The 19,370-nt window shown below is 66.5% G+C and carries 16 protein-coding genes and 2 tRNA genes; 6 read left to right on the top strand and 12 right to left on the bottom strand.

The window, feature by feature from the left end; genetic code table 11:
* Nucleotides 1-123: 123 nt before the first annotated feature.
* Nucleotides 124-1,923, top strand: coding sequence for a single-stranded-DNA-specific exonuclease RecJ (gene recJ, locus DFR52_RS02170; protein WP_110030271.1), 1,800 nt, complete (start codon nucleotides 124-126; stop codon nucleotides 1,921-1,923).
* 225 nt (nucleotides 1,924-2,148) lie between these two features.
* On the opposite strand, the gene DFR52_RS02175 is transcribed toward recJ, so the two are convergent.
* The 3 genes from DFR52_RS02175 to DFR52_RS02185 form a co-directional block, all read right to left on the bottom strand.
* A tRNA-Glu gene (locus tag DFR52_RS02175) sits at nucleotides 2,149-2,223 on the bottom strand.
* A gap of 161 nt (nucleotides 2,224-2,384) precedes the next feature.
* Complete coding sequence (locus tag DFR52_RS02180) at nucleotides 2,385-3,464, bottom strand: YcbK family protein (protein WP_245415157.1); 1,080 nt, start codon at nucleotides 3,462-3,464, stop codon at nucleotides 2,385-2,387.
* Nucleotides 3,465-3,840: 376 nt separating this feature from the next.
* Complete coding sequence (locus tag DFR52_RS02185) at nucleotides 3,841-4,281, bottom strand: VOC family protein (RefSeq protein WP_110030273.1); 441 nt, start codon at nucleotides 4,279-4,281, stop codon at nucleotides 3,841-3,843.
* 189 nt (nucleotides 4,282-4,470) lie between these two features.
* On the opposite strand from DFR52_RS02185, the gene DFR52_RS02190 reads away from it, so the two are divergent.
* The 4 genes from DFR52_RS02190 to DFR52_RS02205 all read left to right on the top strand — a co-directional run bounded on the left by DFR52_RS02190 (nucleotide 4,471) and on the right by DFR52_RS02205 (nucleotide 7,150).
* Nucleotides 4,471-5,046, top strand: coding sequence for a cold-shock protein (locus DFR52_RS02190; protein ID WP_110030274.1), 576 nt, complete (start codon nucleotides 4,471-4,473; stop codon nucleotides 5,044-5,046).
* A gap of 13 nt (nucleotides 5,047-5,059) precedes the next feature.
* Entirely contained in the window at nucleotides 5,060-5,533 is a 474-nt protein-coding gene (locus DFR52_RS02195; RefSeq protein ID WP_245415158.1) for a DUF192 domain-containing protein, read from the top strand.
* A 104-nt stretch (nucleotides 5,534-5,637) separates the two neighbouring features.
* A tRNA-Pro gene (locus DFR52_RS02200) sits at nucleotides 5,638-5,714 on the top strand.
* A 398-nt stretch (nucleotides 5,715-6,112) separates the two neighbouring features.
* Nucleotides 6,113-7,150 carry a DmpA family aminopeptidase gene (locus tag DFR52_RS02205; protein ID WP_110030276.1) on the top strand — a complete coding sequence of 346 codons (1,038 nt, stop codon included), beginning with the start codon at nucleotides 6,113-6,115 and terminating at the stop codon, nucleotides 7,148-7,150.
* A gap of 425 nt (nucleotides 7,151-7,575) precedes the next feature.
* Here the strand turns inward: DFR52_RS02205 and DFR52_RS02215 are convergent, their stop codons facing one another.
* From DFR52_RS02215 to DFR52_RS02250, 8 genes are all read right to left on the bottom strand, one after another.
* Nucleotides 7,576-8,724: a class I SAM-dependent methyltransferase gene (locus tag DFR52_RS02215; protein ID WP_210205747.1), complete on the bottom strand. Its 1,149-nt coding sequence runs from the start codon at nucleotides 8,722-8,724 to the stop codon at nucleotides 7,576-7,578.
* Nucleotides 8,725-8,921: 197 nt separating this feature from the next.
* Nucleotides 8,922-9,935 carry an ABC transporter ATP-binding protein gene (locus DFR52_RS02220; RefSeq protein ID WP_110030279.1) on the bottom strand — a complete coding sequence of 338 codons (1,014 nt, stop codon included), beginning with the start codon at nucleotides 9,933-9,935 and terminating at the stop codon, nucleotides 8,922-8,924.
* Nucleotides 9,935-10,912, bottom strand: a complete 978-nt coding sequence (locus DFR52_RS02225; protein WP_110030280.1) for an ABC transporter ATP-binding protein — start codon at nucleotides 10,910-10,912, stop codon at nucleotides 9,935-9,937. Before DFR52_RS02225 ends, DFR52_RS02220 begins: the two co-directional genes overlap by 1 nt.
* Before the next feature lies 1 nt (nucleotide 10,913).
* Complete coding sequence (locus tag DFR52_RS02230) at nucleotides 10,914-11,834, bottom strand: ABC transporter permease (protein ID WP_110030281.1); 921 nt, start codon at nucleotides 11,832-11,834, stop codon at nucleotides 10,914-10,916.
* Between the two features lie 3 nt (nucleotides 11,835-11,837).
* On the bottom strand, nucleotides 11,838-12,812 hold the full coding sequence (locus DFR52_RS02235) for an ABC transporter permease (RefSeq protein WP_110030282.1): 975 nt from the start codon (nucleotides 12,810-12,812) through the stop codon (nucleotides 11,838-11,840).
* 18 nt (nucleotides 12,813-12,830) lie between these two features.
* Nucleotides 12,831-14,441, bottom strand: coding sequence for a gamma-glutamyltransferase (ggt, locus tag DFR52_RS02240; protein ID WP_110030283.1), 1,611 nt, complete (start codon nucleotides 14,439-14,441; stop codon nucleotides 12,831-12,833).
* Complete coding sequence (locus tag DFR52_RS02245) at nucleotides 14,438-15,292, bottom strand: alpha/beta hydrolase family protein (protein WP_110030284.1); 855 nt, start codon at nucleotides 15,290-15,292, stop codon at nucleotides 14,438-14,440. Before DFR52_RS02245 ends, ggt begins: the two co-directional genes overlap by 4 nt.
* 60 nt (nucleotides 15,293-15,352) lie before the next feature.
* Nucleotides 15,353-16,936: an ABC transporter substrate-binding protein gene (locus tag DFR52_RS02250; protein WP_425351142.1), complete on the bottom strand. Its 1,584-nt coding sequence runs from the start codon at nucleotides 16,934-16,936 to the stop codon at nucleotides 15,353-15,355.
* 208 nt (nucleotides 16,937-17,144) lie between these two features.
* Between DFR52_RS02250 and DFR52_RS02255 the strand changes: the two genes are divergently transcribed.
* Complete coding sequence (locus DFR52_RS02255) at nucleotides 17,145-17,909, top strand: IclR family transcriptional regulator (RefSeq protein WP_110030286.1); 765 nt, start codon at nucleotides 17,145-17,147, stop codon at nucleotides 17,907-17,909.
* Between the two features lie 27 nt (nucleotides 17,910-17,936).
* On the opposite strand, the gene DFR52_RS02260 is transcribed toward DFR52_RS02255, so the two are convergent.
* Entirely contained in the window at nucleotides 17,937-19,331 is a 1,395-nt protein-coding gene (locus DFR52_RS02260; RefSeq protein ID WP_110030287.1) for an aminotransferase-like domain-containing protein, read from the bottom strand.
* Between the last annotated feature and the right edge of the window lie 39 nt (nucleotides 19,332-19,370).

Here is a 19,370-nt window from a genome sequence, read left to right on the forward strand (position 1 = left end):
CCCAAGCCGGCCCCTCGTGGTTCGAGGCTCCTCTTCCTTGCTCCCCGACGCCATAACGGGCAAGGTGCGCCGCAGCGGGGCCGGCGTCTTCGGCCCGCACGGCACAGCGGAACCATTCCCAGCATGAGCGACAGCAAACCGGCGGAAAAGATCTTTCTCGGGGTCGAGAATTCGCTCTCCGGCCAGGCCTGGGTGTCGCGGCTCGACCAGGCCGGCGAGAACAAGGCGCTGTCCATGGCGCAGGTCACCGGCATTCCCGAGATCATCGCCCGGGTGCTGGCCGGCCGCGACGTGCCCCAGGGCGAGGCGCAGCGCTTTCTCGATCCCACCATCAAGGACCTGATGCCCGATCCGTCGCGGCTCACCGACTGCGACCTTGCCGCCGCCCGCATCGTGTCGGCGATCGATCGCGGCCAGCGCGTCGCGGTCTTCGGCGATTACGATGTCGACGGCGCCGCCTCCTCGGCGCTGATGCAGCGCTTTCTCGCCCATTTCGGCGTCGCCTGCGAGATCTACATCCCCGACCGCATCTTCGAGGGCTACGGTCCCAACCCGCAGGCGATCGCCGATCTCGTCGGCCGCGGCGCGCAGTTGATCGTCACCGTCGACTGCGGCTCCACCAGCCATGAGTCGCTCGCCGAGGCCGCCCGCCTCGGCGTCGACGTGGTGGTGATCGACCATCACCAGGTCGGCCCGGACCTGCCGGTCTGCCACGCGCTGGTCAATCCCAACCGCGAGGACGATCTGTCGGGCCAGGGCCATCTGTGCGCCTGCGGCGTCGTCTTCATGGTGGTGGCGGGCTGCCTGCGGCTCTTGCGCGTGAGCCATCCCGACACCGTCCGCAGCTTCGATCTGCTGGGCGAGCTCGATCTGGTGGCGCTGGCCACCGTCTGCGACGTGGTGCCGCTCAAGGGTCTCAACCGCGCCTTCGTGGTCAAGGGGCTCATGGTGGCGCGCCAGATGAAGAATGTCGGGCTGGCGGCGCTGGTGCGCAAGGCCGGCGTCAACGGCCCGCTCAGCCCCTACCATCTGGGCTTCCTCATCGGTCCGCGCATCAATGCGGGCGGTCGCATCAGCGATGCGGCGCTCGGCAGCCGGCTGCTGACGGTGACCGAGGTCGACGAGGCCGACGCCATCGCCGAGCGGCTCGACCAGCTCAACCGCGAGCGCCAGGCCATCGAGGTGGCGATGCTGGAGGAGGCCGAGGCCGAGGTGGCCGTGGAGATGGGTGCGGGCGAGGGCCCCCCGGTGATCGTTACCGCCCGGCGTGGCTGGCATCCCGGCATTGTCGGCCTGCTTGCCTCGCGGCTCAAGGAACGCTACCGCCGACCGGCCTTCGCCGTGGCTCTCGACAGCCAGGGCAAGGGCACCGGCTCGGGTCGTTCCATAGCCGGCTTCGACATCGGCCGCATGGTGCGCAAGGCGGTGGAAGACGGGTTGCTGGTCAAGGGCGGCGGCCATGCCATGGCAGCGGGGCTGACGGTTGAGGAATCGAAACTCGGCGCCATGCGCGGCTTCTTCGAGGATTCGGCGCGGTCAACCGTCGCCAGCCTCCGCGACAATCACCGGCTCCGCATCGACGGCGCCGTTGCCGCCTCCGGCGCCACCATCGCGCTGGTCGACCAGGTGGAAAAGGCCGGCCCCTACGGCGCCGCGCATCCGCAGCCGGTCTTCGCCGTGCCTGCCCATGTGCTCGCCGATGTGCGCCTGGTGGGACAGAACCACGTCAAGGTGACGCTCAAGGGCCCCGATGGCGGTCGCCTTGACGGAATCGCCTTCCGCGCCATGGACACGCCGCTGGGCCAGGCGCTGATGGCCGGCCGCGGATTGAACTTCCATTTCGCCGGCACGCTCTCGGCCGACCACTGGCAGGGCTCCCGCCGGGTGCAGCTGCGGGTGCTCGACGCCGCCGTGGCGCGCTGACGCCCGCGACAGGCAGCGGCGAGCCCGATCAGATCGCACCGTGAAGGACCGGGCAGTCCCGGGCGGGGGCTCGCCCGCGGCTGGAACGGGCATGGCTGCGCCTGCGCGGGACGCGGCCGCCCAACGTGGCGCGCTTGTTCCGGACCGCCGGCGCGCGAGCACGCCGAAACAGTCGGGGGTCCCATGAGGGAACGGCTGCAAATCTCTGAAAATGCGGGAGGATCGTGGTACGCCCTAGGGGAGTCGAACCCCTCTTTCCAGAATGAAAATCTGGCGTCCTAACCGATAGACGAAGGGCGCGTAACGCGATGTGGGCCTTATAGTCAGCCCGCCTTGTTCCCGCAAGCGGATAATGATCCGTCCCGGAAAAAAATGCAGCGCGCATCCGCAGCCGCGCGGACATCAAAAAACCGCGCCGGAATTGCGCGGTCGGGGTCGGGAAGGCGGGGACGGCCGAAGGGCTACTTGCGGCGGCGGCAGCGCCAGTTCCAGTCGCGTTCGACGCCGATGTCGACATGCACCGAATTGGTGTGGCAGTAGGTGCCGACGCCGCCGCGGCCCGGCATCGAGCGCACATATTTCGCCAGCTCCCACTTGGTCACGCCCGCCACCTGGATGTCGGCAGCCTCGCATGACGTGTGCTTGGAGCCGGTGGCGCCGCCGATTCGCCGGTTGTGCTTCGGGCTGCGGAAACCGGAGGTGACGACCACATCGCGGCCGTAGTGATTCTCGATCGATCTCAGTACACGCACGAGGTTCGGCTTCAGGCAGGCGACGTCGACCTTTTCCGTCTGCAGGTGCAGGCCGTTCGGCGACAGCCTGGCAAGACCTGCAGCGGAGGCGTATTCGACGCCGGCCGCGTTCTCGCCATCCTCGTCGGTGCCCGTGGTGATCTCGAACAGGGCGGAGGCGCGCACGCCGGGCAGGGCGTTGTCGCCGCCGGCGGCGGAGGCGACCTGCACCTGCGGCCGCTCGGCAACCTGCTTGCGGACCGTCGGCACGCTCTTGGGCGGCGTCGGCTGGGCGCTGAACAGGCGGGCGAAGATCGACTGCTTCTTTGGCGGTGCGACCACGGCAAGGGCGACCGGCTGGGGTTCGGGCTCGGCGGCGGCCGTTGCCGGCTCTTTCTGTGGCGCGGCTGCGGCGACCTGCGGCTGCGCGTTCGGCGAGGCGGTCGGGATCGGCGCGGTCTGGGGCGCATCGGGCAGCGCGGCCGTCCCGGTCGCTCCGGCGGCCTGCTGCGGCTCAGCCGGCGCTGCCTGCATCGGCTCCGACTGGGAATAGAGATTGGTGACCGGCTGGATGGCGGAGGACTGGGTGATGCCGCGGTTAAGCGCGTCAATTCCGGCGCCGCCCTCGGGCGCGGTGTCCAGCGACGCCGTCAGGGTGGCGTCGGCATTTGGCGAAGCGGTGGGTACGGGCAGGGAGCCATCGCCCTCGGTCATGGCCAGCGCGGCCGCCGCGCCCGGTGCCTGCGCCAGACCTGCGGCAGCGTCGACGGCCTGCACGTCGGGTGCGAAGCCGGGGCCGCCTGCGCCCATGAACGTGGTGTCGGTGGAGGAAACGCAGCCAGAAAGGACCAATGCGGTGGCGGCAAGCAGGAGAGAACGCGTGGTGACGCCTCGCCCTGCTGTGTAAAAGCCGCCGGATTGCACGTGATAAGCCCCGCTTATTCCTGGAGACGCCCCCGAGCGTCAAAATCGATTCGTCGTCATTGAAGGCTATTTTGTAACCGAATGGCGAACATTAGCCAACTGCGCGAAAACAACCGGATATCATGCCCGGATGCGGGTCAAATACGGCAAAACCATGACCCGGCTACTGTGGCAGTGCAGCATTGTCCGGAGCTTGCGCCGCTCCCGTCCGGCGGCGGGACGGAAGCGGCCCGTGGCTATGCGGACGTCCGCGGCGAAGTGCCTACCACTTGCCCGTGTTCTGCATCGAGGCCCATGGCTCCTGGCTGGGAAGGCGGTCGCCCTTCTGCAGCAGCTCGATGGAGATCCCGTCCGGCGAGCGCACGAAGGCCATATGGCCGTCGCGGGGCGGGCGGTTGATGGTGATGCCCGAATCCATCATCGACTGGCAGAGCGCGTAGATGTCGTCGACGACATAGGCGAGATGGCCGAAATTGCGGCCCCCGTCATACGCTTCGGGATCCCAGTTGTAGGTCAGTTCCACCATGGGCGCCTGATCTTTCCTCGCCCTCTCCTCGTCCTCGGGCGCGGCGAGGAAGATGAGCGTGAAACGCCCCGCTTCATTCTCCATTCGGCGGATCTCCACCAGCCCAAGCTTGTTGCAATAAAAGTCGAGCGACTTGTCCACATCCGTGACTCGGACCATGGTGTGCAGGTAACGCATTGGCATCTCCTTGTTTTTCCTCCCGGAAGATAGGGGGAATTCCGAGATCGGCAAATAAATTCTTTTCAATGCGCCGATGCGCGCGCAAGTTTGGGGCAGGGGTATTGCGCGAAAAGGCGATTCCAATGCTATTGTTTCAAATGAGAATCACTTCGTTGGTGTGTGGCGCGTATCGGAGAGGTATCCGAAATGGGGGAAAGTTCCTCGCATAAGTCCGAAGCTGCGGTGGATCCGACATCGGACGCTGTGGATCTGATGGAGATTACCGGCGTCATCAAGTGGTTTGACGTCGCAAAGGGTTTCGGCTTTATTGTTCCCGACAACGGCATGGAGGACATATTGCTTCATGTCACCTGCCTGCGTCGCGACGGGTACCAGACTGTTCTTGAAGGCACCCGCGTTGTCTGCGAGATCCAGAAGCGTGAGCGTGGCTACCAGGCCTTCCGCATCCTGTCCATGGACACATCGACTGCGGTTCACCCCTCGCAACTGCCGCCGGTTCGCACCCATGTCCAGGTCAAGCCCTCGAGCGGGCTCGAACGCGCGATCGTGAAATGGTTCAACCGCACCAAGGGCTTTGGCTTTCTCACGCGGGGCGACGGCACAGAAGACATTTTCATCCACATGGAGACGCTGCGGCGCTATGGCCTGGCGGAGTTACGCCCGGGCCAGGTGGTGCTGGTGCGGTTCGGCGACGGCGACAAGGGCCTGATGGCCGCCGAGATCCATCCCGACATCGATGCGCCACTTCCGAAGCCGCACTGAGATGCGGAGGCTGTTGTCCGCTTGCATCGTCGCGGTCGCCGGTCTGGTCGCGCTGGCCGGCTCGAGCCTTGCCTTCGAGACCAGCCCCGAGCCGCTCGTCATCGAGACCCGGCAATGCGCCGCGGCCCCTGCCACGGACGGCTGCCCGCTGCGGTTTTCGGTCGAGCTGGCGCTGACGCCGGCGGATCGCGAGCAGGGACTGATGAACCGCACGGAAATGGCGTCCGATCACGGCATGCTGTTCCGGTTCGATGCGACGCGCGACGTCTATATGTGGATGAAGAACACCGTCCTGCCGCTCGACATGGTTTTCATTGCCGAGGACGGGGCAGTGGCGGGCGTCGCGCATGACGCCGTGCCGTTTTCCGAGACCATCATCGCCTCGCCGGGTCCGGTGCGCTACGTGCTTGAGCTCAATGCCGGCGTCGCCGCCGCAAGCGGCATCATGGCCGGCGACAGGGTCGTTCATCCCGCGCTCGAGCCGTGATCCGGCCTTGATTCGATCCTGATCCGAAATGGTTTTGGACAGGCGGCGCTTTTGTGTTGCGGCCCTGCCATGAACCGTGTATCCGGACCCTGCCTTGTGAAATTCGGAGCGTAGCGCAGCCTGGTAGCGCATCTGGTTTGGGACCAGAGGGTCGCAGGTTCGAATCCTGCCGCTCCGACCACAAAGCCCCTGATCCCCGGTGATCTTCCCACTTCGACGACCCAGAAGCTGTCCGAGACTGATGTCCCGGCCGCCGGCGAAGCCATGACAGCGCCATTGCGAGCGCCGCTCTGCCGATGCGGTCATCGCGGTCCGCCGCCTCTGGCCGATACGAAAGGCCGGGGGCCGGCAGATGATCCCGGCGCTGCCGTCCGCCGGCGATGACGCCGAGCGGTTGGTGCGACCGCCCGCAGGCGGGATGGCTCCGGCACCCGGCACCCGGCACGCGGCACGCGGCACCCGGCAAAATGCATTGCGGCCCTTTGACTTTCCCTGCCGGGACAGCAGACTGCGCGTCGCGACGCCGCGAGGCGAATCCGGCGCACCTGAACAGGGCCGGCGCCTGCGAGAGGACACCACATGACGACAGCACAGGACCTGGGCCTCTGGAGCGAGGGGCCGAACTGCCTTCCGCCGGGATCGCTGAACGCGATCACCGATGTGCCGGGCATTCGCGTGGGTCATCGGACCATGAGCGGCGCCGGGCTCGCGACCGGCGTGACCGCGATCCTGCCGCATGACGGCGACCTGTTCCGGGACAGGGTTCGCGCCGCCGTCGAGGTCTTCAACGGCTTCGGAAAATCGGCGGGGCTCGTCCAGGTGGCCGAACTGGGGACCATCGAGACGCCGATCCTGCTCACCAATACCTTCGGTGTCGCCGCCTGCACGCTGGCGCTCGTCCGCCGCGCCATCGCCGCCAATCCGGGCATCGGCCGGAATCTTTCGACCGTCAATGCCGTGGTGCTGGAATGCAATGACGGCGCGGTGAGCGACATCCAGGCGCTGGCCGTGACGGAGGCGGACGCGTTTGCGGCCCTGGATTCGGCAGCGACCGGACCGGTCGCCCAGGGTGCGGTCGGCGCCGGCACCGGGATGACCGCCTTCGGCTTCAAGGCCGGGATCGGCAGCGCCTCCCGCCGGATGTCGATCGGGACCCAGGTCTTCACGCTCGGGGCGCTGGTCCTCGCCAATTTCGGGCGCGCCGGCGATCTCGTTCTCCCCGACGGCCGCCGTCCCGATCCGCGCCGGCCGGCCGAAGCCGAGAAGGGATCGGTCATCGTCATCCTGGCCACCGATCTGCCGCTGTCCGACCGGCAGTTGCAGCGGGTGACGCGTCGGGCCGGCGCCGGGCTTGCCCGGCTCGGGGCCTACTGGGGACACGGGTCCGGCGACATCGCGCTGGGATTCACCACCGCCGACCGGCTGGCGCTCGACGCGCCGGCCTTCCAGGAGATCCGCAGGCTCGGGGACCAGCATATCGACCTGCCCTTCCGCGCGGCGGCGGAGGCGACGCAGGAAGCGGTGCTCAACGCGCTCTGCGCGGCCCCGGCCACCACAGGTCGAACCGGCCTGGTCCATCCGTCGCTGGCCGACTGGGCAAGGCGCAGTCCGAAGTGATGGGCGCCGGCCGGCCCCTCGTGACCGCTCTGCTTGCCGCACCCAGTGTGCAGGCCGAGCAGGCCGTCGACAGCCTTGATGTCGGATTGGCGAGGAAGCTGTGCATGGCGCGATGCTGCACCGGCGATTCGGCCCCCCGCGCGTCGCCCGGCGCCGTAACACGGGAGCGCGGCGCCCGCTGCGGGGCGGATGCCTTGCGCCGCTCCGCGCCCCACAGGGGCAGGGACTGCGGCGGTCCCGGCGGGGCAGGCCTTTGGAACGGCGCGGGGTCGCGCGAGCGCAAAAGGCCCGGCGGTGACGAGAGATAAGCCGGCGCGGTCAGGTGCTGGAGCGCTTCGCTTTTCACTGAACCGCAGAAGCACTTAGGTTCTTGAGTTGTCGCATTTTCCTGTGACGAAGTGAAATTCACTTCGTCTGCAAATGCTCTACAGGCCGAGCAGGTCTTCGAGATGATGGCGGCGGATGCCGAACATCGTCTTGATTGCCGCGATCTGCCTGAGAACGGCGTCGGGATCGCGGGCGGCGCGCAGATCCCGCTCGGCCACGATGAGGTTGTTCTTCGGCGTGTGCGCGTCGGAGACGAACTCGAACACCTTGGTGCGGTAGCCGTTGAGCTCCAGCAGCAGCGCCCTGAGGGTGTCGGTGACCATCTCGGCCTGCCGCTCGACGAAGATACCGTGCCGGAGCAGGGCGTTGAGGCGCTGGTCGGGATGACCGTCCGCCATCTGCCGGCGGATCTGCTTGTGGCAGCACGGCGCCACCGCGATCAGCGAGGCCTCCGCGCCGATGCCCTTGAAGATCGCGTCGTCGGTCGCCGTGTCGCACGCATGCAGCGCGATCACCGCATCGGCGCCGGTTGCGTCGAATTCCATGATGCTGCCGGACTGGAAGCTGAGCGCCTCAAACCCGGATGCGCGCGCCGTGGCATTGCCGTCGGCGACCAGCTGGTGGCGCATTTCGACGCCGACGATGCGGACCGGCCGCCGGGCCACGGTGGCGAGAAAGTCATAGAGCGCGAAATCGAGATATCCCTTGCCCGCGCCCATGTCGACGATCAGCGGTCGCTCGGCCCCGATCGCCTTGATGAGTGGCGCGAAGATCTCCACCATCTTGTTGATCTGGCGGAACTTGTCCTGGGCGTTGTGGCGCACCGCCCCGTCCTTGCCGACAATGCCGAGCGCCTTGAGCCAGGGCTTGTCGGTGGCGGTTAGAGGACGGTTCTTGGCCCGGTTGTGATCGGTCGAGGGAGCCGCGCGCCCGCTCACCTCTGTGCGATTGACCAGCATCTGATCGCCGGTGCGCTCGAAATCCATGTCGAAGCCGGTGGTCGCCAGTTGCGCGCTGCGGAAGTCCCGCGAGAGCGCGGTGCGCAGCAACGCCAGCGCCTCCGGCTCGACGAAGTTCTTGATGATGTCGCGCGTCTTGTAGTGATAGGTGAAGGATAACCGGTCCCCGCCCTTGACCGTGATCTTCTTGATCTCGACCGACTTCAGGTCGGAATCCGCGCCGTGATAGGCGCCGAGCCGGAGCCGCACCAGCGCGCCGTCGGCAAACGCGGTCCTGGTGGCGCTCAACAGGTCTTCAAGGTGATCGGCGGGGGGCAACAGCGTTCCTCGTGCTCGGATGGCGGACCTGCGACAGACCCGCACCGCACCGGCCATGCTGCGGATTGCGGGCCGCGCGGCTTCCTTCTACCCGTCCGGCCCGCAAATGCAAATCGACGCCGTCAACTTCCGGCGCCGCGCCGCCGGCCGCGCCCCGCACGGGCGGTTCAGGGCGTGTTGAGATGGCAGGCAGAAAGGTGCCCGGGCGCCACCTCGAGCCGCGCCGGAACCTCCACCCTGCAGCGATCCATCGCAAACGGGCAGCGCGGATGAAAATGGCAGCCGGACGGCGGCGACAGCGGGCTCGGCAGTTCCCCGCCCACCGGCTTGAAGCGCCGGCGCGCGGTTTCGATGCGCGGCACCTCCGACAGCAGCGCCTGGGTGTAGGGGTGGTTCGGCCGCGCATAGATGTCCCCGACCGGTGCCTCCTCGACGATGCGGCCCAGATACATGATCGCCACCCGGTCGGAGATGTGCTCGACCACGCCGAGATCGTGGCTGATGAACAGATAGGTGAGATCCAGCTGCTCGCGCAGGTCCATGAAAAGGTTGATGATCTGCGCCTGGATGGAGACATCGAGCGCCGCGACGCTCTCGTCGCAGACGAGGAACTCCGGCTGCACGGCGAGCGCGCGGGCGATGTTGACCCGCTGTCGCTGGCCGCCGGAGAATTCATGCGGGTAGCGCTGCTTCATCGCCGGATCGAAGCCCGCCATGCGCATGTAGCGGTCGGCATAGGCGCGGCCTTCCGCCTTCGACAGGCCGTGGGCGCGCGGCGCCTCGGCGACGATTTCCTCGATGCTCATGCGCGGATTGAGCGCCGCCATCGGGTTCTGGAAGATCATCTGGGTGGCCAGGCCCGCCGCATGGCGCTCCGCCTTGTTCATCTCCGATTGCAGCCTGCCGCGCCAGCGCAACTCTCCCTCGCTCGGCTCGACGATGTTGGCGACGATGCGGCCGAGCGTCGACTTGCCGCAGCCGCTTTCGCCGACCAGCCCCATCACCTCGCCCTTGCGGATGACGAGATCGACGCCATCGACGGCATGGACGATCGGCGGCGTCCGGGCGAGGCCGAGCGCGATGGCCGCCCGCGCGGCCAGGTCGGGCGTTGCCCCGAAGCGGCGGGTGATGTTGCGGGCCTCGACCAGCGGCTCGCCGACAGAAGTGGGATTGGCGTCCATCAGGCTTGGGCCTCCATGACCGGATTGATGCAGCGGTAGCTGCGCCCGGCCTCGGGAACCTGCGGCGGCACCGACAGGCAGCCCGGCAATGCGCGATCGCAGCGCGGACGGAAGCTGCAGCCCTGCGGCAGATCGGCCATGTTGGGAGACACGCCCGGGATCTGGCGCAGCCGCTCGCCGCGGCGGTTCTGGCTCGGCACCGAGGCGATCAGGCCCCTGGTGTAGGGGTGGCGCGGAGTGTTGAGCACCTCGGACACGCCGCCGGTCTCCACCAGCCGCCCGGCATACATCACCGCCAACTCGTCGGCGAGGCGCGAGACGATGGCAAGGTCGTGGGTGATCCAGATCACCGCGGTGTTGCTGACCTCGGCGAGCGTCTGGAACTCGGCGATGATCTGCGACTGGATGGTGACGTCGAGCGCCGTGGTGGGTTCGTCGGCAATGATCAGGTCGGGCTTGTGCAGCAGGGCGATGGCGATGGCGACGCGCTGGCGCATGCCTCCGGAAAACTCGTGCGGATAGGAGGCCAGCCGCTCCTCGGGACTGGGGATGCCGACCTGGCCGAGCGCGTCGCGGGCGCGCTCGTGCGCGGTCCGCTCGGAGACATCCTCATGCGCGTGGATGGCCTCGACCATCTGGGTGCGGATCGACAGCACCGGGTTGAGCGTCATCATCGGATCCTGGAACACCATGGCGATGCGGCGACCGCGCAGCCGCCGCATGGCGTCCGGATCGAGCCCGACCAGGTCGACGCCGTCGAACAGGATCTGTCCTCCGGTCACCTTGCCGGGGCGGTCGACCAGCCCCATAATCGAGAAGCCGGTCACCGACTTGCCCGAACCAGATTCTCCGACGAGACCCAGTACCTTGCCGCGCTCGAGCGAGAAGGAGACGTCGTTGACGGCGCGCAGGCCGGGACGGTCGGGCTTGGCGGCAAATTCCGTGACCAGGTTTCTGACTTCCAGCAGACTGCTCATGCTAGCTGTTCCTCGGATTGAGAATGTCGCGCAACCGGTCGCCGACGAGATTGATGGCGACGATGGTGATGAGCAGGGCGATGCCCGGGAAGAAGCTGATCCAGTAGAGGCCTGAGAGCAGGTACTGGTAGCCGTTGGAGATGAGCATGCCGAGCGACGGCTCCGTCACCGACGCGCCGAGCCCGAGGAAGGACAGCGTCGCCTCCAGGCCGATGGCGCGCGCCACCTGCATGGTGCCGATGACGATCACCGAGGCCAGGCAGTTGGGCAGGAGATGCCGGAACAGGATGCGCCAGCCGGGCAGGCGCAGGCAGCGCGCCGCCTCGATATACTCCTTCTCGCGCTCGACGAGCGCGGTGGCCCGCACCGTGCGGGCATAGGTGGCCCATTCGGCGATGATCAGAGCGATGACGACATTGATGACGCCCTTGCCGAGGACGGCGAGCATCATCAGCGCCATCAGGATGGTCGGAAACGACAGCTGCAGATCGACCAGCCGCATCAGCAGCGTTTCGGTGCGGCCGCCCAGATAGGCCGCCAGCAGGCCCGCGGCCGTGCCGATGATCGCCGCCGCGATTGCCGAGACCACCCCGACCATGAGCGAGGTGCGCAGGCCGTAGAAGATGCCCGAAAGGATGTCTCGGCCCTGCGAATCGGTGCCGAGCAGGTACGGCAGGCCGTCGAACGACTGCGACCCCGGCGGCAGCCGGCTGTCCATGATGTCGAGCTGCATCAGGTCGTAGGGGTTCTGCGGCGAGATCAGCGGCGCCAGCACGGCCACCAGCACGATGACGGCGAGGGCGATGAGCCCGACCACGGCGCCGGGCGATTCCGCGAACTGGCGCAGCCGCTTGCGGAAGCGGGCAGGGGGCGCCTCGGCGTGAACCGGCAGGTCTTCGGAGGGGACGGGCAGGTCGGTCATGGCTTAATCCCGCGCATTCAGCCGGACCCGCGGGTCGAGCAGGGTGTAGCAGATCTCGATGACGAAATTGAGCACCACGAACAGCACCACCATCATCATCAGGTAGGCGACGATCACCGGGCGGTCGAGCAGATTGATGCTGTCGATGATGAGCTTGCCCATTCCCGGCCAGGCGAAGATGCTCTCCGTCACCACGGAAAAGGCGATCAGCGAGCCGAATTCGAGGCCGACGATGGTGATCACCGGGATCATCAGGTTCTTGAGCACATGCACGAAGATCACCCGCCGCTCGGTGAGCCCCTTGGCGCGGGCGAACTTGACATATTCCTGCGGCAGCACCTCCTGCACTCCGGCGCGCGTCAGCCGCAGCACCAGCGAGGTCTTGAACAGCGCCAGGTTGAAGGCCGGCAGCAGCAGGTGGCGCAGCCCGTCGCCGGTGAGGAACGACCAGCGGACGCCGAACAGTTCCACCGTGTCGCCGCGGCCGTTCGACGGCAGCCAGCCCAGTTCCACCGAAAACACCAGCACCAGCATCAGCCCGACCCAGAATGTGGGCAGCGAGAATCCGAGGATCGAGCCCGACATGATCACCTTGGAGGACACGCGGTTGGGATAGAGGCCGGCATAGAGGCCGAGCGGCAGCCCGACCGCGAGCGCGATGAAGAGCGCCGTGAAGGCGAGTTCCAGAGTTGCCGGCATGCGCTCGAGGATCAGCCCGAGCGCCGGCTTGTTGTAGACGAAGCTGGTGCCGAAATCGCCCTGCACGATGCCGCCGAGAAAGCGCAGATATTGCTCCCACAGCGGCTTGTCGAGGCCGAAATGGGCGATCACCCGTGCCTTCTCGGCCGCATTGGCATCCGGATTGATCAGGATGTCGACCGGATTGCCGATGACGTTGACGCCGACAAAGACGATCGCCGTCATGGCGAACAGGACGATGAGGGCCTGGAATGTGCGGCGGATGAGGGACGTCACCATGACGAGGGTCCTTGCTGGTCAGTCGACGGACAGGGAAAGTCCGTCGCGCTGCGGGTCTGCCGCACCCTTCGACACACCGTTTTCGATCTTGATGGCATGCAGCGCCGCAAACGCGAAGGTCTGCGCCGTGCGTGCCACGTCATAGCCGTTCGCCCTCAGTCCCGCTTCGACCGAGCGGCGGATGCGGTTGCAGATGTCGACCTTGTTGGACACGCCGACGATCCGCGGCGCCACCACGGCCTCGAGCACCGACATGTCGAAATCGATCATGTTGACGATGCACTGCGCGACCGTCGGAGCGATATAGCTGCCGCCGGGCGCGCCGACAACGATATACGGGTCGTCGCCGCGAAAGACGATTGTGGGTGCCGCCGAACTCGGCCGCCGCTTGCCGGGCGCGATCGAGCCGGGCCTGCCCGGACGCGGGTCGAAGCGGCTCATCGTGCCGTTGTACATGAAGCCCAGCCCATCGGTGATGGCGCCCGAAGGACTGCCCAGCGTGTGGGTGAGGGCGACCGCGTTGCCGTATTTGTCGACGACGGAGACATGGGTGGTGTCGCGCTGCGACTTGTCGAACCGACGCACGTCGGCCCGCTCGCCGCGGCGGATCTCGGCGGCCCTCGCCGCGGCGTAGTCCTTGGTCAGGAGCGTCTCGAACGGCACGTCGACATAATGCGGATCGCCCATATAGGTGTCCTTGTCGATCGTCATCCGCTTCATCGCCTCGAACATCACCGTCACATGCTCGAGCTCGGAATGGCGCATGGCGCCGATGTCGAAATTCTCGAGAATCTGCAGCAGCGTGATCAGCGGGAAGCCGGAGCCGGGCGGCGGCGTCGAGGCGATCCTGTGGCCGCGGTATTCGCCCCAGATCGGCGCTGTCCGGTTGAGCTCGTAGGCGGCGAAATCGTCGCGCGTCAGCAGGCCGCCCGACGCCGCGAAATCGTCCGCCATCTGCCCGGCAAGTTCGCCGTGATAGAAGATGTCGGAGCCGCCGCTTTCGGCGATCCGCTCCAGCGTGTCGCCCATGTCCGGGTTTCTCAGCAGGTCGCCCACATTGCGCAGCCGGCCGTCGGGGTGGAAATAGACCTCGCGGCCGGTCCTGGAGAACGACAGCTTGTCGATGGTGTTGGCGAACCCGTCATTGGACTGGTCCTTGGCCCAGTACCAGTGCATGTGCTCGCGGATGGCAAAGCCGTTGCGGGCATAGTCGATGGCCGGCCGGATCAGGTCGGCCCAGTCGAACGTGCCGTAGTCCCGCAGCGCGGTCTCGTAGCCCTTGAGCGAACCGGGCGTGCAGACCGCCTGGTAGCCGATGTCGGAGATGTTGCCGTCGAGGATGAAGCCGAAGCCGTCGCGGCTCTCGCCCTGGACCTTGTCGAGCCACATGTCCGGCTTTGCCGCGAGCGGCGCCCTGGCATAGAATTCCAGCACCTCGTGCTTGCCCTTCGACGGCATGTAGACCTGCATCGAGCCGAAGCCGCCGATGCCCGACATCTGCGGATCGACGACGCCCTGGACAAAGGCGCAGGCGAGGGCGGCGTCGATGGCGTTGCCGCCGCGCTCGAGCACATTGGCGCCGGCCTCGACCGCTTCGGGCTGCGGGGCGACGATCGTGGAATTTCTCATCGGACGCGCATCTCCATAAGTGTGCTTGCCAGGAAGCGCTTGACGTGGCCGAGCACGCTCATCCGGTCGTGGGAAACCCCGGCCACCTCGTCGAACTCGACCTTGACGCCGGCGGACTCGAAGGACTTGGCCAGCGTGCGCAGGCGGTCGCCGCGGGTCCTGCCGGCATCGTTGGCGCCGTCCATCCAGTATTTGGACCCTTCCGCGTGCGTGATCTCCCAGGTTTCGAGATCGGCGCCGCCGACGACCATGTGGACCGGCACCTTCGCCAGCGCCGCGGCGTCGAAAGGCCTGCCGAACAGCTCGGGCAGGTTGCGGATTCCCACCCACCAGTCGCGGTCCGGATCAAGCAGCGTCACCGAGCCGGGGGCGCCGATGGAGGCCGCCCAGAGCCGTTCGGGATGCAGGATGGCGAAGCGGTGGGTGAAATGGCCGCCGCCGGAAAAGCCGAACATGGCAAAGCGCGACCAGTCCTGGCCGTATTTGGCGCCCATCTCGGCGACCATCGAAAGCACCACCTCGTCATAGCGGATGTCGCCCTCGATCATGTATTTGTAGCCCGAGCGTGCGCCATCGCCGAGCACGTTCATCGGAAAGATCGGGCACAGCACGGCGCAGTCATTGTAGAGGCCGAATTCGGAGAATCCGTCGCGGAACTCGATCGCCGAGGTGCGGCCGGTGCCGTGGACGGCCACGAGCAGCTCCAGCTTTCGCCCGTCGGCTGCCGTCGGCGGCACATAGAGCAGCATGTGCAGGCGCGGATCGATCGTGGAGGCAAAAATCGCCGTATGGCCGTAGTCGTAGATGGCCCGGGCCCGGGCGGCCGCACCGCTCGTTCCTAGTTCCTGCATGGTCGTCTCCTGAATTGCGGGAAAGCGCGCGGACGGCAGGGCCGTCCGCGCGGCATCGTCTTACTTGGCAGCGTTCTTCACGTCGTAGGCGAGCGTGTACTTGTCGCCGCGCGGTGTGTAGTCGATGCCGGCGCGCGCGCCGAGAACGACGTTCTCGTAGTGCAGCGGCAGGATCCACAGCTTGTTGAAGGTGAGATCCGAAACCTGCTTGAGCAGCGGCTCGCGCTCGGCTTCCTCGAGTGTCGAGGTGGCCTGGTCGAGCAGCGCATCGATCTCCGTGTCGTTGATGCCGCCGCCATTGTAGCGGCCGGTGCCCTTCTCGTCGTTGCGGGTGGCAACGGTGGCGATCGCCGGATTGGACACTTCTCCGGTGTTCACGCCCCAGGACGCGAAGAAGACCGAGAACTGGCCCTCGGAATAGGCATCCGAATACATCGACCACGGCATGACCTCGACCGAGGCGTCGATGCCGATCCGGGCGAGCATCTGGCCGATGGCCTGCAGCACTTCAGAGTCCTTGACGTAGCGGCCCGCGGGGCCGTGCAGGGTCAGCTTGAAGCCGTCGGGATAGCCGGCCTCGGCAAGCAGCGCCTTGGCGCCTTCGGGATCGTAGTCGACGCGCTTGACGTCGTCGGAATGGCCGAAATAGCCTTCCGCCACATACTGGTCGGCGACCGTGCCGTTCTTCTGCATCACCCGGTCGACGATGGCCGGCCGGTTCATCGCCATCAGCATAGCGCGGCGGACGCGCTCGTCCTTGAGCGGGTTCTTGTCGAGTTCAGAGCCGTCCTTGGCCTTGACGAAGGGGGACTGGTCCTTGGACACGTCCATGCCGAGGAAAACCAGTCGCGTCGACTGGCCCCAGATCGCCTTGTAGTCCTTGCTGCTTTCCACCCGCTCCATGCCTTCCGCGGGCAGCGTCTCGATCAGGTCGAGATCGCCCGACAGCAACGCCGCCAGGCGGGCGCCGTCATCCGGGATCATCCGCAGCGTCACGTCGCTCCAGTCGGCGGCTCCGGCGAAATAGTCGTCGTTGCGCTCGACCACCAGCCGGTCGCCCGGCGCGTAGGAGACGAACTTGAACGGACCGGTGCCGACGGCGGCGGAGCCGTCGTCGAACTCGGCCACGCCGTCCTTGGCATGGTCGGCGCTGATGATGCGGATGCGGCTCAAGGAATTGAGGATCATCGGGTCGGGAACGGAGGTCTCGACGACGACGGTGAACGGATCGGGCGCCGTCACATTGGTGATGTTGCGGGTGTAGGAGGCGAAGGACTGGCTCGGCAGGTCGCGGGCGCGCAACAGCGATGCGATCACGTCCTCGGCGTCGAAGGCTGTGCCGTCGTGGAACTTGACGCCTTCGCGCAGCGTGAACTGCCAGTGGGTCGGATCGAGCACCTTCCATTCCGTGGCCAGCTGCGGCTGGTTCTCGGCCGCGCCGCCGCGGTTGATCAGGCTGTCGAAGATGTGCCGCGAGGCCGCATTGTTCGGCGCGCTCGAGGCTTCGTGGGGGTCGAGCGTGGTGAAGGTGGTGGACATGCCGATGGCGAGCTTCTGGTCGCCGTCGTCGGCGATGGCGGCCGCCGGAATTGCGGTCGACAGGAGCAGGGCAAGCGCCGTGCGGTTGAGGGTCCGTCGGGTGATGGTGATGGGCATGTCTCGCTCCTCGTTGCAGATGGCTGGAGGGCTTCCGACATGCCGATCTCGCGGCGGGAGGCCCTTTGAATGAGGAAAGACTTCTCCATCACGGCGGTGTTGTCAAACACAAAACATTCATGTTACGGCTGACGTAATTTGCTTGAGGCCCGCCCATCCGATCATTGCGTGGCGGAACCGATCCGGAGAAAATGCCATGAATCCCGAGGAAGACCTGCAGATCCTGCAGTCTGTCGATCTCTCCATCTCGGTTCTGATGGAGATTGCCAAGCATGCCGACATCAGACTGACCGAGATCGCGCAGAATCTGGGTGAAACAAAGCCAAGAATCCTCCGGTCGTTACGCACACTGAAACATCGAAGTTTCGTGCAGCGCACCGAATCGGGCGGCTACCGGCTCGGCAACGCCATCCTGGTGCTGGGAACGGCGGCTTCCACCCAGATCGACCTGGTCAAGCTGGCAAGCCCGATCCTCGAATCCCTGTCTCAGAAGGTCAACGAGACGGTGCAGTTGCGCATCCGGGATCATGCCGAGGCATTGTGCATCGCCAAGTTCGAGCCTTCGCGCGACCTCCGCGTCCATGCCGTGGTCGGCCGCCGCCGGCCGCTTTATGCCGGATCGAGCAAGGTGCTGCTCGCCTTCCTGCCCGAAGAGCTGCAGGCGGAGCTGATCCCGGGCAGGCCCGACCGCATGACGCCGAGAACCCCTGTCGACCGGGCGCGGATCCTGGTGGAGCTGCGCAGGGTGCGCGAAGCCGGCTACTGCATCAGCCATGGCGAGGTCAGCGAGCAGCTGGTCTCGGTCGCCGCTCCCATTCTCGCCTTCGGCGGATCGGTGATCGGCGGCATCAACATCGCCGCCCCGGCCTTCCGCACCCAGCAGGCCGACCTCGACCGCTATGTCGCCCTGGTGACGGCGGCGGCGCGGGAAATCTCGGAAGGCCTGTCGGGCGGGCGCTGAGGCGGGCGAGGGCAGCCGCTGCGACGCTCAGCGCGCTGCCTTGTGGATCTCGCGCCTGGCGAAATCATGAAAGCGGGGATCGCTGACATAGGCGATGTTGAGCCGCAGATGCCGCTGCGGTGAGCGGTTGGCGTCGGCTTCGAAGACCGAACCCGGCGCCAGGAAGATGCTCTCCCTGGCAGCCGTCCGGGTGAGTTCGATGTCGTCCATGCCCTCCGGCAGCGCCACCCACAGATAATAGCCTTCCGCCTCCTCGATCTCGGTGCGCAAATGGGTGCCGCGAAGCATTTTGACCGCGGCGAGGCGGGCTTCCTGCACCCTTCGGGTCAGCCGCTTGAGGTGATGGCGGTAATGGCCGTCGCTGAGCACCGCGTGGACGATGCGTTCGACATAACCGGAACTGTTGACGATGGTCAGCATCTTCATGGTCACGAGATGGGCGATGACATCCGGGGACGCCGCGACATAGCCGACGCGCAGACTGGCGGAAAGGATCTTTGCGAAGGTGCCGACATAGATTACCCGGCGCAACTGGTCGAGCGCCGCCAGCCTGGGTGCTGTCGCCGGCATCAGGTCGCCGAAGGCGTCATCCTCGACAATGGTCAGATCCAGCATCTCCGCGACCCGAAGGATCTCGTGGGCACGGCCGAGATGCAGCGATCCGCCGGTCGGATTGTGGGCAAGCGATTGGGTGAAGAACAGCCGGGCGCCGCTTTCGCGCGCCTTCTGTGCCAGATCTTCCGGGTTTGGGCCGCTGGCGTCGCGGCGGATGCCGATGATTTTGGTGTCTGCAAGTTTGAGCTTGGCAAAGAGCGGATAGTAGCCCGGACTGTCCACCAGCACCGCGTCGCCCTTGCGCAGGTACTGCCGGATAATCAGGTCAAACGCATGATTGGCGCCGAGCGTCAGCAGGAACTGATCGGGATGGGCGCCGATCGAGCGTTCGGCGAGCATGCGCGACAGGGTTTCGCGGAGGGGCCCAAAGCCGATCGGGCTTTCGTAGGCATGCTCGAAAAGCGATCGCTGGCCGCTGGCGATGTTGCGGAGATGGCTTTTGAGCACCGATCCCTCGACCCATTCCGCAGGCGGCCTGCCATCGCCGAGCCGCACGCTGAAGCTCTGCTCGAGCTGTTCGCGCAACAGCGAGGCGATGTCCACCGCCTCCGCCAGTCGTTCGGTCACCGGGTCGGCGGGCTTCTTCCGCAACGCGGTGACATAGAAGCCGGCGCCGTGGCGGGGCTCGATATAGCCGCGTGCCACCAGCCGGTCATAGGCCTCCACGATCGTGTTTTTCGACGCGCGGTATTCCACGGCCGCCGCCCGGAGCGAGCGCAGCCGGGTTCCCACCGGCAGGATGCCGCCATCTATCGATTGGGCGATCCTGTCGACGATCCCGTCGATTTTGCTTGTCTCCGCCGCCATCACGTCCTCCCGACTGTCTCCGAAATTGGAGTGGTACAC

The organism is Hoeflea marina, assembly GCF_003182275.1.
GTDB lineage: Bacteria > Pseudomonadota > Alphaproteobacteria > Rhizobiales > Rhizobiaceae > Hoeflea > Hoeflea marina.

Bases quoted from the DNA above. Each gene is read 5' to 3' on its own strand.
- DFR52_RS02205 (WP_110030276.1), top strand. From the start codon at position 6,113: ATGACGACAGCACAGGACCTGGGCCTCTGGAGCGAGGGGCCGAACTGC.
- recJ (WP_110030271.1), top strand. From the start codon at position 124: ATGAGCGACAGCAAACCGGCGGAAAAGATCTTTCTCGGGGTCGAGAAT.
- DFR52_RS02235 (WP_110030282.1), bottom strand. From the start codon at position 12,812: ATGGTGACGTCCCTCATCCGCCGCACATTCCAGGCCCTCATCGTCCTG.
- DFR52_RS02190 (WP_110030274.1), top strand. From the start codon at position 4,471: ATGGGGGAAAGTTCCTCGCATAAGTCCGAAGCTGCGGTGGATCCGACA.
- DFR52_RS02260 (WP_110030287.1), bottom strand. From the start codon at position 19,331: ATGGCGGCGGAGACAAGCAAAATCGACGGGATCGTCGACAGGATCGCC.
- DFR52_RS02225 (WP_110030280.1), bottom strand. From the start codon at position 10,912: ATGAGCAGTCTGCTGGAAGTCAGAAACCTGGTCACGGAATTTGCCGCC.
- DFR52_RS02185 (WP_110030273.1), bottom strand. From the start codon at position 4,281: ATGCGTTACCTGCACACCATGGTCCGAGTCACGGATGTGGACAAGTCG.
- DFR52_RS02245 (WP_110030284.1), bottom strand. From the start codon at position 15,292: ATGCAGGAACTAGGAACGAGCGGTGCGGCCGCCCGGGCCCGGGCCATC.
- DFR52_RS02220 (WP_110030279.1), bottom strand. From the start codon at position 9,935: ATGGACGCCAATCCCACTTCTGTCGGCGAGCCGCTGGTCGAGGCCCGC.
- DFR52_RS02180 (WP_245415157.1), bottom strand. From the start codon at position 3,464: ATGGGCGCAGGCGGCCCCGGCTTCGCACCCGACGTGCAGGCCGTCGAC.
- DFR52_RS02230 (WP_110030281.1), bottom strand. From the start codon at position 11,834: ATGACCGACCTGCCCGTCCCCTCCGAAGACCTGCCGGTTCACGCCGAG.
- DFR52_RS02255 (WP_110030286.1), top strand. From the start codon at position 17,145: ATGAATCCCGAGGAAGACCTGCAGATCCTGCAGTCTGTCGATCTCTCC.
- ggt (WP_110030283.1), bottom strand. From the start codon at position 14,441: ATGAGAAATTCCACGATCGTCGCCCCGCAGCCCGAAGCGGTCGAGGCC.